General features: G+C 39.8%; 13 protein-coding genes. 8 read left to right on the forward strand and 5 right to left on the reverse strand.

What is annotated here, in order from left to right; all coding sequences use genetic code 11:
* The first annotated feature begins 70 nt into the window (after positions 1-70).
* Both GTO83_RS03320 and GTO83_RS03325 read left to right on the forward strand, forming a co-directional pair.
* Complete coding sequence (locus GTO83_RS03320; protein ID WP_180871717.1) at positions 71-1,204, forward strand: D-alanine--D-alanine ligase family protein; 1,134 nt, start codon at positions 71-73, stop codon at positions 1,202-1,204.
* Positions 1,205-1,502: 298 nt separating this feature from the next.
* Positions 1,503-2,345, forward strand: a complete 843-nt coding sequence (locus GTO83_RS03325) for a helix-turn-helix transcriptional regulator (RefSeq protein ID WP_180871718.1) — start codon at positions 1,503-1,505, stop codon at positions 2,343-2,345.
* A 120-nt stretch (positions 2,346-2,465) separates the two neighbouring features.
* On the opposite strand, the gene GTO83_RS03330 is transcribed toward GTO83_RS03325, so the two are convergent.
* Entirely contained in the window at positions 2,466-2,873 is a 408-nt protein-coding gene (locus tag GTO83_RS03330) for a VOC family protein (protein ID WP_180871719.1), read from the reverse strand.
* Between the two features lie 30 nt (positions 2,874-2,903).
* Positions 2,904-3,632, reverse strand: a complete 729-nt coding sequence (locus GTO83_RS03335) for a fructose permease (RefSeq protein ID WP_180871720.1) — start codon at positions 3,630-3,632, stop codon at positions 2,904-2,906.
* Between the two features lie 164 nt (positions 3,633-3,796).
* On the opposite strand from GTO83_RS03335, the gene thiD reads away from it, so the two are divergent.
* Both thiD and GTO83_RS03345 read left to right on the forward strand, forming a co-directional pair.
* Entirely contained in the window at positions 3,797-4,621 is an 825-nt protein-coding gene (thiD, locus tag GTO83_RS03340) for a bifunctional hydroxymethylpyrimidine kinase/phosphomethylpyrimidine kinase (protein WP_180871721.1), read from the forward strand.
* Positions 4,622-4,631: 10 nt separating this feature from the next.
* Positions 4,632-5,000: a DUF1304 domain-containing protein gene (locus GTO83_RS03345; RefSeq protein ID WP_180872106.1), complete on the forward strand. Its 369-nt coding sequence runs from the start codon at positions 4,632-4,634 to the stop codon at positions 4,998-5,000.
* A 284-nt stretch (positions 5,001-5,284) separates the two neighbouring features.
* On the opposite strand, the gene rpsD is transcribed toward GTO83_RS03345, so the two are convergent.
* Positions 5,285-5,893, reverse strand: a complete 609-nt coding sequence (gene rpsD / locus GTO83_RS03350; protein ID WP_180871722.1) for a 30S ribosomal protein S4 — start codon at positions 5,891-5,893, stop codon at positions 5,285-5,287.
* 294 nt (positions 5,894-6,187) lie between these two features.
* Between rpsD and ezrA the strand changes: the two genes are divergently transcribed.
* From ezrA to thiI, 3 genes are all read left to right on the forward strand, one after another.
* Positions 6,188-7,894, forward strand: coding sequence for a septation ring formation regulator EzrA (ezrA, locus tag GTO83_RS03355; RefSeq protein WP_180871723.1), 1,707 nt, complete (start codon positions 6,188-6,190; stop codon positions 7,892-7,894).
* A gap of 161 nt (positions 7,895-8,055) precedes the next feature.
* Complete coding sequence (locus tag GTO83_RS03360; RefSeq protein ID WP_180871724.1) at positions 8,056-9,204, forward strand: cysteine desulfurase family protein; 1,149 nt, start codon at positions 8,056-8,058, stop codon at positions 9,202-9,204.
* Between the two features lie 46 nt (positions 9,205-9,250).
* Positions 9,251-10,453, forward strand: coding sequence for a tRNA uracil 4-sulfurtransferase ThiI (gene thiI / locus GTO83_RS03365; RefSeq protein ID WP_180872107.1), 1,203 nt, complete (start codon positions 9,251-9,253; stop codon positions 10,451-10,453).
* On the opposite strand, the gene GTO83_RS03370 is transcribed toward thiI, so the two are convergent.
* Both GTO83_RS03370 and GTO83_RS03375 read right to left on the reverse strand, forming a co-directional pair.
* The gene (locus GTO83_RS03370) at positions 10,416-12,164 is read right to left on the reverse strand and encodes an IS1182 family transposase (protein WP_180871725.1); all 1,749 of its coding nucleotides are present in this window, start codon (positions 12,162-12,164) and stop codon (positions 10,416-10,418) included. The two genes, thiI and GTO83_RS03370, sit on opposite strands and share 38 nt — an antisense overlap.
* 122 nt (positions 12,165-12,286) lie before the next feature.
* Entirely contained in the window at positions 12,287-13,573 is a 1,287-nt protein-coding gene (locus GTO83_RS03375) for an LCP family protein (RefSeq protein WP_180871726.1), read from the reverse strand.
* 207 nt (positions 13,574-13,780) lie between these two features.
* Here GTO83_RS03375 and GTO83_RS03380 point away from each other — a divergent pair, with 207 nt between their 5' ends.
* Positions 13,781-14,230: a MarR family winged helix-turn-helix transcriptional regulator gene (locus tag GTO83_RS03380; RefSeq protein ID WP_180871727.1), complete on the forward strand. Its 450-nt coding sequence runs from the start codon at positions 13,781-13,783 to the stop codon at positions 14,228-14,230.
* Positions 14,231-14,233: the final 3 nt, after the last annotated feature.

Raw genomic sequence — 14,233 nt, forward strand, 5'->3', positions numbered from 1 at the left:
TTTCCTGTCGTGTTATAATGGAGATTCTAAGAGTTACGGTTTAAATGATAATTGAATAAAGGAGATAGTTATGGCAAAAGACAAACTTCACGTCGCTTTGTTATTCGGGGGTAATTCTTCGGAACACGACGTTTCCAAACGTTCAGCACACAACATCTATGATGCAATGGACAAGGAAAAGTACGACGTTAAGCTTTTCATGTTTACCAAGGACGGCATTCTCATTGATGACGAATCATCACGACGAATTTTTGATGGTGAACCTGAGGATCAAGTTGTAAAAGAAGCGTATGCCAAGATGGACCTGGATTCACCTTTAGCCCCAATTAAGGTGTTAGAATCAGCAGGTCAAATTGATTTCTTCTACCCAGTAATCCATGGGAACCTCGGGGAAGACGGAACGGTGCAGGGTCTTTTCCGCTTACTAAAGAAGCCTTATATTGGGACAGGAATTGCCGGTTCAGCAATGGCCTTTGATAAGGACCTAACAAAGCGGATTCTTGATCACGCAGGAATTCGTAATACACCATACGTCTTATTAACTTCAGACAACCGGGCTGATTACCCTTGGTCCCGCATCGAAGAAGAACTTGGCGGCTTGGTTTTTGTTAAGCCAGCTAAACAAGGTTCATCTGTTGGAATCCACAAGGTTACCTCGGCTGAAGAATATGAGGTGGCCCTCAAAGATGCTTTTGCTTATGATTTTAAAGTCTTAGTTGAACAAGGCTTGGATCATCCACGGGAGATTGAAATTTCTATCTTAGGAAATGAAGAACCAATTGCCTCCAAGTTAGGAGGAATCCGGGTACCAGATTCTGATGAGTTTTATGACTACAACAATAAATTTGTTGATGCATCGGCCGTGGTCTTTGATTTACCAGTACCAACATCGGATAAGTTACGGGAAGAAATCACTTCGATGGCGTTGAAGGCTTATAAGGCCCTTGATTTAAAGGGGATGGCGCGCTTAGATTTCTTAGTTGATAAGAATGATGTGCCATACTTAGGCGAACCAAATACTTTGCCAGGGTTTACCAATATTAGTCTTTACCCACAAATGTGGAAGGTTTCTGGAATTGATTACTCAGAATTAATTGATCGCTTGATTCAATTAGGGATTGATGAGTTTAACCGGAATAACGAAATTAGTTACAGCTTTACTTCTCTGGGTGAAGAACACGTCGGAGAAAAGCGGTACCATTAAATTTACTAATCAATAAAATAAAGTGGAAGCTTTTTTAAAGGTTAAAAATGATTAGAAATAGGTAAACATTCGGTGGATAACTGAATGTTTACCTATTTTTTTCGTGCTAAGCAGAGATTTTAAATTTCATTTTCTTTACAAATAACTTTTATTAATAACTCTTTCTTATTAAAAAAGAATATGTTATATTTTTTTAAGGCTAATTTTTTTCAATGAAATTAATTTTGTGGTAAAGTATTGGCAAGAAGTAAAAGTAAGGTATTATTTTAGCAATAAATTATAGGGAGAAGGAATTTATATGCGTTTAAAAGGTGACGTTTTAAAGCAAATTCGGCGGAAGCGGGGATTGTCTCAAACGGCGCTTTCTGAGGGAATTTGTACCCAAGCTACAATTAGTTTAATGGAAAAGCAAAACCGAATTCCTAAGATGAACATCTTAACGGCGATTTGTGCCCGGTTAGATATTCCGGTTGATAAAATCATTGAAAATGATGACGTTTCAATGACTTCTCAATTTGATGAGATTAGTTTATTAATTGTGCAAAAGCATTACGATGATGCAACTGACCGCTTAAATAAGATTAAAGTAAAGAAGTTACAAAATGACTTCGATAAGCAACGTTATTACTACCTCCTTGGGGTATTACAAGTTGCCACTGATCAAGTTGATGAAGCGATCTTTAATTTTGAATTGATCCTAACGCAATTCTCAACGATGAGTGCTAATATTTACTGGGCGCTGACGACGGTTGGGATGGCAATGGCTTATGAAAAGCGCGGTAATGAAGAGCGAGCTCTTAAGTTCTTACAACGAGCGGTTACGTTGATTGACGAAAAACAATTAACTGGTGGTAAGCGGCAATGGATTATTATTTATCGGAATATTGCTGACCTTTACCTTAAGTTGAAGCAACCAAACGAAGCAATTAAGATTGCTAACCGAGGAATTGATATTTGCCGGGAAGACCTTTCAATGTTCTTGCTTAGTGACTATTACCAAGTAATTGCTAAATCCAAAGTAATGCTAGAAGATCGTCAAGCAGCAATTGAAAACTACGAAATTGCTAAGAGTTTGCTTTTAATCAATGATCAAACCGAAAATGCAGAAGCATTGGAAAATGAAATTGACCAATTGAAGTAAATTTAGTTAAAGCGAAAAAGCGACTGGGAAGAAATTAATCTTTCCCAGTCGCTTTTCTGTATCTCTAAATGTTAATTAGAAACTAAGGTTAATGAGAAGTTTTTTCCCAACCTTTTTTCGTTACTTTACAATTTCACAAAATTCAATTGTTTCACTATTTGGCCCTTCAATGTTAAAGAATTTGATTCCTTTTTCCCAGAAGTCAAGGTGTTGAACTTCGCTTTCCTTCATCTTAAATCCAGCATCCTTAGCAGCTTTATAAGCAGCATCAGCATCAATGGTATTTAAGGAAATATGATTAATTGCACCAGTTTGGTGAACCGCACCATCACCAGTCCAGATTTCGAGGGTGAGGTGGCCCATGTTCATGAAGACAACTTGATTGCCTTGGTCATCGGTATCGAAGTTACCAATCATTTTGAAACCGAGTTTTTCCCAAAAAGCAATCGTCTTTGGAAGATTATCGGTTGGAATACCAATGTGTTGTACATCGTCAAAGTATCCTGCTAGACTTTTGTTAAATGCCATAATAATTACTTCCTTTCAAAATAAGTTATACTAGTTTCCTAAGTCGAGCGCCTGGTGAGTAAGTTTGCCAAAAATGTGCTTGTCAGCCCAACCCGTAATTGCACCTTGGAAAAGAAGGGCAAAGATGGTTCCTAAACCAAAGTTTGCTAAGCCCATCTTTGGCATTGCAATCAAGGCGAAAATTGTCGGTGGAATGTAAGACATCCACATTGAAATGGTTGCATTTCCTTTGCAGTACCGGAACCGCAAAATTTGGAACAAATCATCTGCAGGGTGTAAAACTAAGTTAACCCGTTGGTAGATTGAAATAGCGGTCCCAATTAAAGCAACCCCAAAGAAATTAATTAAGACGTATAGGATTACCATTGGTAGAGAATATGCATCGGGCATAATTTGATTAAAAATGTTTGAGAACCATTGGATAAAGATTGAGAATGGTAACATGAAAATAAAGTTACCACCAATTCGTTTCCAATCCCATTTTTTCATCAAAATTGCGTTTAAAACGGATGTTAACATCCCCAAAATCATAAAGGCCCAGAATAATGCAAGGGGATTATCCTTTCCAAGGACTGCTAAACCAAGATTGTTTTCAGCAGCGGTCCAATAAGCCGAACCCAAAAAATGTGGGTGAATATGTGAACTTGTCACAAGTGTTAAAACGTTCCCCATCGAATTTATCACAATTGAAAGGGCGAAGTAAGCGATACTCGTGGTCATTGAAATCGACCGTTGTGTCACTTTTGGTGTTTCTTCCATCTTCTCTTTCCTCCTTGGTGAAAAACTTCACTTTACGATCACTGATTTTACAACTGGAAAAATTGTATGTCAACCGCTTGACAGATGTTTCTAAAAAAATAATCTTATGGTCTCCTTACTAATTCATGGTAAAATTAAAATATGATTAAAAAGGAGGGAAAGAAATGAAGTACACAACGCAAGCCTTAACAATTGCTGGCCATGATTCCGATGGAAGCGCTGGGATGCCAGCTGATTTACACGCTTTTTTTGCGGATAGGGTATATGGTCATGGCATTTTAACGGCAGCAGTTGCTGGCAACTCACAGGGAGTTTATGCGAGTCAGATAATGCCTGTTGATTTTATTGCCAAACAATTTGAAGTTTTAGCTACTGACTTCAAAATTCAGGCAGCTAAAACAGGAATGCTGGCTAATGATGACGTAATTAACGTGGTGGCTGATCAATACGAGAAGGTCGATTTTGGCCCCTTAGTTGTTGATCCAGTTATTATCACGAAGCATGGAGCGATGTTATTGGCTGAGTCAGCTTTCGAACTTTTCCGGAAGCGAATCGTTCCGCTAGCAACAGTTTTAACGCCTAATTTTTTTGAAGCCCAAAAGTTAACTGAACGGGAACTCGAAAATGATGAAGCAATTATTGAAGCGGCAAAAGAATTGCAACAAATGGGAGCGCAAAATGTCGTTATTAAAGGACAACACCAACCAGGCCAAGTTAAACCGGTTCGAGATTTTGTTCGTTTAGCTGATGGTGAAGAATTTTGGCTTTCTCAAAACTATCTAGCAACTAACCGGGTTAACGGGACTGGTGATACCTATTCTGCAATCATTACTGCCGAGTTAGCAAAGAAAGTCGGGGTTAAGCAAGCAGTGATCAAGGCTAATCAATTTGTCCACACTGCGATTCAAAATGAACTGACGGTGGGTCATCAGTATGGGCCAATTAACCATTGGGCCGGAATGAAATTAGTTTCAGAAAACGAGGAGTAAGTTAAGAATGATGTTAGCAACGATTTTAGCTTGGATAGTTGGCATTGAGCATCTAGGGATAATGGTCCTTGAAATATGGGCTTCACCAAAGCAACAGGCAAAGGCATTTGGCCTTAGTAATGACTATACTCAACAACCTGAGGCCCGAGTTTCCATGGCTAACCAAGGAATTTATAACGGTATGTTAGGTTTATTCATAATCGCAACAACTTGGCTTTTTGGCGGAACAATCCAACTTCAAGTCTGGGCATTATTGTTGTTGTTTATAATTGTCGTTGCTTTTTATGGAGGTTTAACGGTGGGCAAGAAAGTTTGGATTATGCAACTTTTACCAGCAGTTCTCGCCGAAGGAGCAGTCCTAGCGGTTTGGTTAGGGTAGAGAAAGAGATAGTGCAAATAATGCATTTTTCCCTGTCAAGCAGACATTTAAATATACAAATCAGATTAAGCAGCTAAGCGCCGATATTCTAGCGGTGCTTGGCTGTTTAATTTTATTTGTTTAGGCATACAAAAAACCATTAGAGTAGATATGGATTTTTGTATCTCCATGTCTACTCTAATGGGAGCATACCAACAAATTTTTGAGGAAACCTCTTTAGTTATGTAAAAAAAGATCCCAAAGAGAATTCTTTTGAGATCCTTTGAAGAACCACCAGTAATAAATTACCGACGGTTGTAAAATTCAACGACAAGCGCTTCGTCGATATCAGCATTCATGTCTTCACGAGCTGGAAGGCGAGTTAATTTACCTTCTAACTTGTCGGCATCGAATTCAACGTATGATGGCCGAGCAACAACAGCGTCAACCGCGTTCTTGATGATTTCCAAGTTCTTGGACTTTTCGCGAACGGCGATGACTTGGCCGACCTTAACTTCATATGATGGAATGTCAACCCGCTTACCATCAACAGTGATGTGACCGTGGTTAACTAATTGCCGTGCTTGACGGCGAGTAGTAGCCAAGCCAAGACGGTATACCATATTATCCAAACGCCGTTCAAGTAAGATCATGAAGTTGGTACCGTGAGTACCTTCCTTGATCTTACCAGCCCGCTTGAAGAGATTACTGAATTGGCGTTCAGTCATTCCGTACATGAAACGCAACTTTTGCTTTTCCCGAAGTTGCATCCCGTATTCAGAAACGCTACCGCGCCGATCGTTCCCGTGATCACCGGGAGCGTATGGACGACGAGCTAATTCCTTACCAGTACCAGAAAGTGAAACACCAAGGCGACGAGATAAGCGCCAACTTGGACCAGTGTAACGTGACATAAATAAATTCCTCCAAAAAATTTGATTGGAGTAAAATAATCCGATTGTGTGGTTGGCATTCGTGCAGCCTAATTAGATCGTTCACCCTAGCAGCCGAGTTACTAGAAACACCATCTTGGCATTAGTCTGTTGACGAGCTTGCTCCACACTGCTGCATTATTTTACACAATGACTATCATACAATGGGTTGAAGATTATCGTCAAGTAAAAATAAAATTTGCTTCAAAAGATCCCAACGTTATTGATCACGTTATGCTATACTAAAACAAGGATATCAATATAGGTGGGATTTTTATGGTGCAAATATTAATAATAATTTTACTGATTGCCCTGTTAGTAATTGTGGGGCTTTTCGTTTATCAACGACAAACTTTGAAAAAGTTATCTACATATGGTCAGAGTATCCGGGCCATTCCATTACAAAAAATTGATCAGCGGCTTAGTAAGGAGAAGGTTCAAACCTTAATGGGTGAATCGTTAAAGACGTTCACAGATTTGCGGCAACAATTTGATAAAAAACTTGTTCCAAACGTAAAAAAAACGCAGCATCAAATCGAACTGCTTAGCCAAGAGGCCAAAACAACGGCGCTTTTTACAATTGCAGGGAGTGTAAGTACTTTAGCAGAAGAAGTAGCTAGTTTGCTTGACGAAACTAAAAAAATTGAAACCGCCTTGGACAAACTTGATGCATCAGTTAAAAATCAAACCGAAGCCCTAACAAAGCTTCGACAAACTTACAATCAATTTAGCCGGCAATTAGATGATGAAGGCTTTTCATACGGTGAAAGTAAGGTTAAGTTAAATCAACAATTGATTGACTTACAAAAGAAGTTTGAGCACTTTGCTGAGGTAGCTAATCAAGGTGATCATCAAGCAGCTCAAGAAATTTTAGATGAACTAAGGACGGAAACCCAAAATTATGAAACGCTCTTAAAGACGGTTCCCAAACTTTACCGGCCGCTTTATACTACCTTCCCGGACCAATTAGCTGAATTATCAAGTGGTTATGAAGAATTAAAAAAGAAAAATTACAACTTTACTGAGGCTAACCTTCCTGACCAAATTAGAGATCTTAGTGGCGAGCAAAAATTTGCCTTAGAAAAATTAGCAGAGCTTGAGATTGGCCCAGTGAAAGGAGCCGTGGATCATCTAGCACCAGCGATTGATCACTTGTATGATGTGATGCAAAAAGAATTAGATGCCCGACCTCAGGTAAAAAAGCTGTTTCCAAAAACCAAGACTCATTTGGAACATGCCGAATCGCAAAACCGCCAATTACTTAATGAATTGGACAAATTGAGTATTAGCTATACTCTTAATCATAATGAAATGGCTGATGCTCGAGGATTAAGCGAGCAGTTACGACAACAACGGTCGACCCTTGAGACTGATGAAGCTGGATTGAATGATCATTCAGCAATTGAAAGTCAAGTTTTAACTCATCTTGAAAAAACAGAAAATGAATTAACGGCGATCGAAAAGCAACAACAAGAAATTAATCAAAGTGTTGCAACCTTACGGGAAGATGAAGCGCGAGCTCAACGGGCTTTGCAACGATTTGCTGTTGACTTGAAAACAACTAAACGCCGGGTTGAAAATCTTAATCTCCCGGGAATCCCGCAAGACTATTTAGATTACTTCTTTGTAGTTTCAAACGAAGTAAAGAAGTTATCCCAATTAATGAACCAACCACAAATTGATATGGAAGAAATTACCAAACAGTTATTGGTTGTTCAGTCTGATTTGGGAACTTTACGGGAAAGGACGACTAGTTTACGTGATAGTGCGGAGTTGACGGAACGGTTAATCCAGTATGCGCATCGGTTAAGTGTCGATCACGAAGAAATTGAGAAAGCTATTGAAGAAGCACAAACTCTATTTAGTGAGTATAAGTACGCTGAAAGTTTGGAAACTTTAGGGACGGCGGTTGAAGAAGCTGAACCGGGAAGCTTTAAACGCCTCGAAGATAGTTATTATCAAGAAGTTGAAGAACCAAAGTAAGCCTAAAATATTGGGTAACAGGAACTTATAGTTTATTCTGTTGCCCTTTTTTTGTATAATAGTTTGCGTTTAGAGTCGAACCAAATTACAACCTACCTGAAGCAAGATGCACTACTAGTTGTGAGCGAAGGTTTAGAATTTAATAAGGAGGAATAGGCCTGTTGATTTATTTTGATAATAGCGCCACAACCAAAATTTGGCCGGATGTGTTAAGTACTTACGATCAAGTTGCGGAAAAAATTTGGGGAAATCCATCTAGTTTACACAAATTAGGGGAGCCAGCTTGGAACTTACTAGAACAATCTCGGCGGCAAATTGCTAACTTGTTTGGCGTTTTACCAAGTGAGATAATTTTTACTTCTGGTGGCTCAGAAGGGGATAACTGGGTCATAAAAGGAACGGCAATCGCAAAACATAGATTTGGGAAGCATATTATTACCTCAAGTGTCGAACATGCGGCGGTTCGTAATGCTATGGCTCAACTAGAAGAGCTGGGATTTGATGTAACATACTTACCAGTTGATGACCAAGGACGAGTAAGCGTTACTGATCTAAAGGCGGCTTTGCGCCCAGATACGATCTTGGTATCAATTATGGCGGTAAATAATGAAATTGGAACAATTCAACCGATTAAGGAAATTGGGGAAGTTCTAAAGGATTATCCCCGGATTCACTTTATGGTTGATGCTGTTCAAGCAATTGGTAAAGGTTTGGATGATCTTGTCTTTTCTGACCGGGTTGACTTTGCAACTTTCTCTGGTCATAAGTTCCATGCCCCACGGGGGACGGGTTTTGTTTATGTCAAGCAAGGACGGCAGTTAGCCCCTTTAATTAACGGTGGTGGCCAAGAACGAGGACTTCGTTCAGGAACCGAAAACGTTGCCGGGATGGCAGCAATGGCCCGAGCAGTTCGCCGTGTTAAGGAAAAAGAGACAACGAGTGTTGCAAATGAAAAAGCAATTAAGGAACGGATTGCCAAGCATATTCAGACTTTCGATCATGTGCACTTATTTTCACGTTTGGATGATGGCTTTGCCGCCCACGTACTTTGCTTTGCAATTGAGGGTGTTCGCGGTGAAACGATTGTTCATGCTTTTGAAGAGCGGGAGATTTATCTTTCAACGACTAGTGCTTGCTCCTCCAAAAAGCAAGCGGAAGCAAGTACGCTTGCGGCAATGAAGGTCCCAACGAAGCTGGCGGAATGTGCTGTTCGAATTAGTTTAGGTGATCAAAATACCCTTGCCGAAGCAGATCAGTTCAACCAAGTTTTTGATAAAGTGTATGCTGGCTTTAAAAAAATTATAGATTAGTAAGAAAGAAGGTGTGCTAGTGGCACAATTACATTATGATGAAATTATGGTTCGCTATGGAGAACTTTCAACCAAGGGCCACAATAAGAAAAATTTTATTGGTCGATTAGGAACCAACGTTCGTAAAGCATTACATGACTTTACTGATGTGAAAGTTCATGCTAATCAAGACCGGATGCACGTAATTTTAAACGGCGCAGATAGTGAAGCCGTGATGAAGCGATTAAAACAAGTCTTTGGAATTCAAACTTTTTCACCAGTGCTGAAAGTTGATAAGAATTTTGGGGCCGTGTGTGAAGCAGCTAAAACGTTAATTGAAAAGCAAGTTAGCCAACCGGTTACCTTTAAGGTTGAAACTAAGCGGAGTGATCATAATTTTGAAATGGGAACATTTGAGATGAACCGCCAATTAGGGGGTTACTTATTGGAACAGTTTCCAGATTTATTAACCGTGGATGTTCATAATCCGGCAATTGAAATTCGAGTTGAAATTCGCGGAAATGGAATTTACTTAATGAGTGAAATTATTAAGGGGGCCGGTGGTTTACCAGTTGGTACAGCAGGTAAGGGGATGATGATGCTCTCTGGTGGCATTGATTCTCCAGTTGCGGCGTACTTAGCTCTTAAACGTGGAGTTTCGCTTGAAATGGTTCACTTCTATAGTCCACCGTATACGAGTGAACAAGCTCTTGCTAAGGCTAAGGAATTAACGGGGAAACTAGCTCGTTATGCAGGAAGTATTCGTTTTATTCAAGTGCCATTTACAGAAATTCAAGAGACAGTGAAGGAAAAAGTGCCAGAAGGTTACTTAATGACGGTTCAGCGGCGATTTATGCTACGATTAGCAGTTGAATTGGCTAACCGCCGGAAGGGGCTCGCAATTTTCAACGGGGAATCACTTGGTCAGGTGGCATCCCAAACGATGGAATCAATGCGAGCAATCGAAGCTGTAACGAATTTACCAGTACTGAGGCCTGTTCTTTCATATGATAAGACTGAAATTATTAAGATTGCGGAAGATATTGATACCTATAATTTGTCAATCTTACCATACGAAGACTGTTGTACCGTCTTTACCCCACCTTCTCCTAAGACCAAGCCAAACCTTGAAAAAGCCACTAAATATGAAGGGTGGCTTGACGTGGATGGTCTAATGGAACGGGCACTGAAAGGCGTCAAGATTGAAGAAATTCACGCAGATCAAGAATTCCTTAACCAGAACGAAGATGTTTTTGCAGAATTACTTTAATTGGATGAGAATTAAAAAAAAAAAGAGGCTGGGAATTAACTATTAATTTTTGCCCCTCTAACATTAAAATCCGGACTATAATTTTTGCCTTGATCAAAAATTGTAGTCCGGATTTTCGATTATTTATGAAATTGGCCCTCCATCGGTTAATTAATTGTCCCAATTTCGTTATGTTTAATGTCATCAGGGCCAGGCCAATGTCATTTTCCACAGCCCGTTGACCACGCAAGTGAGTTCGGCGTATGCCAAAATCCCTCTTCATGTGACCAAAGACTGGCTCAACGTCGAACTTCCGTCGACGATAAATCGCCTTACCTTCGTCACTTGAGAGGGTCGCTTTCACTTTTGCTTTGTAATAATTCCAGGTCGGGTTAACCTTCATATAACGTTGCCGACCACCTGGTGTTTTCGTTAATTTATCCAATTGCGCTGACGGCTGGTGCTTATCTGCCCGATAGATTTTAAAATCACGTTTGAAACCATATTTATCGATTTGCTCACTATACCGATAAAAGCTAAAACGAACCCCTAAATGATCAATATAGTAATCATCTTCGGCGTTATACTGCCAATTTTGTGAGTTAGTTGGGTCGTTTTTAAACTTGCGCTTCTGTTCCTTTTGATAAGTTGTATAGGGAATAATAGGTTGCTTTTCAAACTGATCAAGAATCGTTGTGTAATTGTATTCACTACCATAACCTGCATCAGCGACGATATGTTTAAAGAAGCCTAAGGCATGAAATTGCTTAAGAAATGGCACTAAAGTCCTTGTATCAGTTGGGTTTGAAAATAATCCGTAATCAAGAACAAATTGCTTATGAGTGGCAATTTGTAAGTTATAGCCAGGTTTCAATTCCCGATTCATCATCGGATCTTCTTTCATACACATAAAAGTCGCATCATGATCAGTCTTGGAGTAGCTATTGCGACCTTGGAAGATATCTTCGGCATGTTCATACTTTTGGGCACGAGGAATTAAGTCGTTGCTTAGCTGGTGGCGAAGTTTTTTTAGGAAACGACGACGCCGTTTCCTAACTGAACCACCTTTGATGATTTTGGGTTCTTGCTCAATCTCTTCATCTAATTTAGTGATTTGCTCTCCGAGTTCTTGTTCCATTGTTTTCATGCCTTCGGCAGAAGTGACCAGCTCTGGCGCCATTTCTTGCACCACTCGTTTTTCCACTAATTCCTCATAAATCTTACTTGTCTTTTCCCTTAACTTAGCGTGGTACTTTTCCACTGCACGACGCCAAGTAAATGAATATTTATTGGCATCAGCTTCGACCTTGGTTCCATCAATAAAAACTGCATCATTTTGAATTAGGCCGTGATCTGTTAAAGCCATGGTAAAGTAGACAAAAGCACGCTTGATCAGATTACTAGCGTGCTGACTGCTCCGAAAGTTATTGATGGTGTGGTAACTATAAGTATAGTCATGGGCTAACCAACGCATTGGTAGACTCTCATCCAACATCATTTCAATCTTTCTTCCAGAATAGGTTTGACGCGAGTAGGCAAACAAGAGGATCTTAAGCATAATTGCTGGATGCGATGCAGGGCGGCCAGTAGCCGCCACCGACTCTTCCAATAGAACCTCCTGTGGAATTGAGTCGACAAATGCACTAATTAGTCGCGCAATATGGTTCTTTGGTAAATCATAGTTATAGTTTAGTACGAATTCGGTTTGCCCTATGGTATAATTTTGATACATGGAAATCGCTCCTTTTTGTTTGTTTTCGTGATAATTACATCATATCAGGAGCAACTTCCTGTGTACATAAAAACCGGATGATGAATTGTTTAAGAAATTCATCATCCGGTTTTTACTTTGGACTAGGAGTTTTTTCCCAGCCTCTTTCCTACGAATCCCAAACCGCTAGTAGTGGTTGAATTTGAAATGAAATTTGAACTATCACTTGTCCCAAATGAACTGGTTGATTTGAAACTCGATTTGCTCGTGCCACTACCCGGAACGTTATAAGTAGCATTATTTGGTAATACAAAGTTGACGTTATTGTAACCGTCGTAATCTGTTTGCTCATTGTACATTCTTGTTTCTGCGTTCGAAACATGCTTTACTTTAAGCCCTAGCGCAGTTCGGATTAACTTTGAAACACGGTTAATTTCTTTTGGTGAAGCTATTTGGAATGATGCCCCATCAATGGTTGCGTTCTTACCTTGGAAGTGATAAGTCGAAACGCTGTTCATCGCCACCCGGTAGTTTGAATATAGTGCCCCAATCGAGTCCGTTGGAACGTTAGTTTGAATTCTATCGCCAACTGCATCTAAGATCTTGTTGGCTGCGGTGAGGGAGCCCTTTTTCTTAAAGGTACTAATTACACTCTCGATAACTTGTTGGCCCCGCTTTTGCCGACCATAATCGTTATTAGGATCATCATAACGCATCCGAGAGTACTTTAAGGCTTCACTACCGTTTAAGTGTTGTTTACCTTTTTTAAAGTGGTGACCTTCATAAGTAAAGGCAAATGGATTATCAACGGTTACCCCACCAACGGCGTTAACCACTTTTTCCATCACTCCCATATTAACGACGACATAGTAATCGATGGGGATGCCAAGTAATTCTTTAACTTGTTTCACTGATTGCTTAGCTCCTCCAATTGAATAAGCAGCGTTAATCTTAACATAATCTGCCCCATCTTCAGTATTAACTCGGACTAACGTATCCCGTGGCAAACTGGTCATCGTGATTTTTTCTTGCTTTGGGTTGACGGTGATGATTTCCATCGTGTCAGTATTTCCACCGGTATTTCCTCGGTTTAAGGCCCCAACGTCAGTTCCCATCACTAAGATAGAAAGAGGATCACCATTTTTAATTTTAGTATCGACTTTTCCATCTCCAGTCGCAAAAATTCCTTTTGCAGTTGATTGTAATTTGTGATATTCGAATCCTGCGAAACAAAGGACAATGAGTGTAATGAGTAAAATTACCCGCCGTACCCATTTATAACCATCTCCCCGATTAGGCCGGTGGATGGGTGGCTTCGGTGGTAAATTGTTACCCTCTCCACGGTTGGCATTATTTTCAGCAACACGTTGATTAATCCGATTTTCTAGTTCTCTTCGGTATTCTTCCCGTGTTTCATGTTCATCATTCATTTTGCTTACCTCAGTTAAATAAAATTGCTAACCTCTTAACGTTATCAAAACAATATTCAAGCGTCAATTTACATTTAAGGATTTAAAAAAGTTGTAAAAATTCCTTCGCATTTCGGAATGGAAATTTGTTGACAATTATGAATGACTCGATATACTAAAACAGTTAGATAACGAATCATTACAAATCTAACTAAAAGGAGAGAGATGATGAAAGATACAGAATTATTGACAAATTGGTGGAATTTACGAATGAAAATTGGCCGGCTTTTTCACGCCAAGCATCAAGGAACAAATTCAATCGGTATGCGTGGTCGGGATCGAATAATTGGGATGATTAATTATCGGGGAGCTGGTCTTTCCCAAAAAGAATTGGCTAAGTTTGTCCACCTAAGACCAGGTTCGTTAACGGATGCTTTAACAAATTTGGAAGAAGAGGGTTACGTTAATCGTGAACGTGATCCAAAAGATCGGCGGATTTGGCGGGTTTCTTTGACTGAAAAAGGTGAAAAACGGGCGAGTGAAATTGCAGCCGATCACAAAGTATTTGTGGAACACTTGATGGAAGGAATATCCCATGCCGATAAGGTTGCGATGAACCGAGCGGTTTTACAAATGACAAAGAATTTTGAACACTATTATGGGAAGAATGCGGAGTAAGCC

Origin of the sequence: Lactobacillus sp. 3B(2020) (genome assembly GCF_013487845.1) — a bacterium.
Classification (GTDB): domain Bacteria; phylum Bacillota; class Bacilli; order Lactobacillales; family Lactobacillaceae; genus Limosilactobacillus; species Limosilactobacillus alvi.

Bases quoted from the DNA above. Each gene is read 5' to 3' on its own strand.
- thiI (WP_180872107.1), top strand. From the start codon at position 9,251: ATGGTTCGCTATGGAGAACTTTCAACCAAGGGCCACAATAAGAAAAAT.
- GTO83_RS03335 (WP_180871720.1), bottom strand. From the start codon at position 3,632: ATGGAAGAAACACCAAAAGTGACACAACGGTCGATTTCAATGACCACG.
- GTO83_RS03380 (WP_180871727.1), top strand. From the start codon at position 13,781: ATGAAAGATACAGAATTATTGACAAATTGGTGGAATTTACGAATGAAA.
- GTO83_RS03345 (WP_180872106.1), top strand. From the start codon at position 4,632: ATGTTAGCAACGATTTTAGCTTGGATAGTTGGCATTGAGCATCTAGGG.
- GTO83_RS03375 (WP_180871726.1), bottom strand. From the start codon at position 13,573: ATGAATGATGAACATGAAACACGGGAAGAATACCGAAGAGAACTAGAA.
- GTO83_RS03325 (WP_180871718.1), top strand. From the start codon at position 1,503: ATGCGTTTAAAAGGTGACGTTTTAAAGCAAATTCGGCGGAAGCGGGGA.
- GTO83_RS03320 (WP_180871717.1), top strand. From the start codon at position 71: ATGGCAAAAGACAAACTTCACGTCGCTTTGTTATTCGGGGGTAATTCT.
- GTO83_RS03370 (WP_180871725.1), bottom strand. From the start codon at position 12,164: ATGTATCAAAATTATACCATAGGGCAAACCGAATTCGTACTAAACTAT.
- GTO83_RS03330 (WP_180871719.1), bottom strand. From the start codon at position 2,873: ATGGCATTTAACAAAAGTCTAGCAGGATACTTTGACGATGTACAACAC.
- rpsD (WP_180871722.1), bottom strand. From the start codon at position 5,893: ATGTCACGTTACACTGGTCCAAGTTGGCGCTTATCTCGTCGCCTTGGT.
- thiD (WP_180871721.1), top strand. From the start codon at position 3,797: ATGAAGTACACAACGCAAGCCTTAACAATTGCTGGCCATGATTCCGAT.
- ezrA (WP_180871723.1), top strand. From the start codon at position 6,188: ATGGTGCAAATATTAATAATAATTTTACTGATTGCCCTGTTAGTAATT.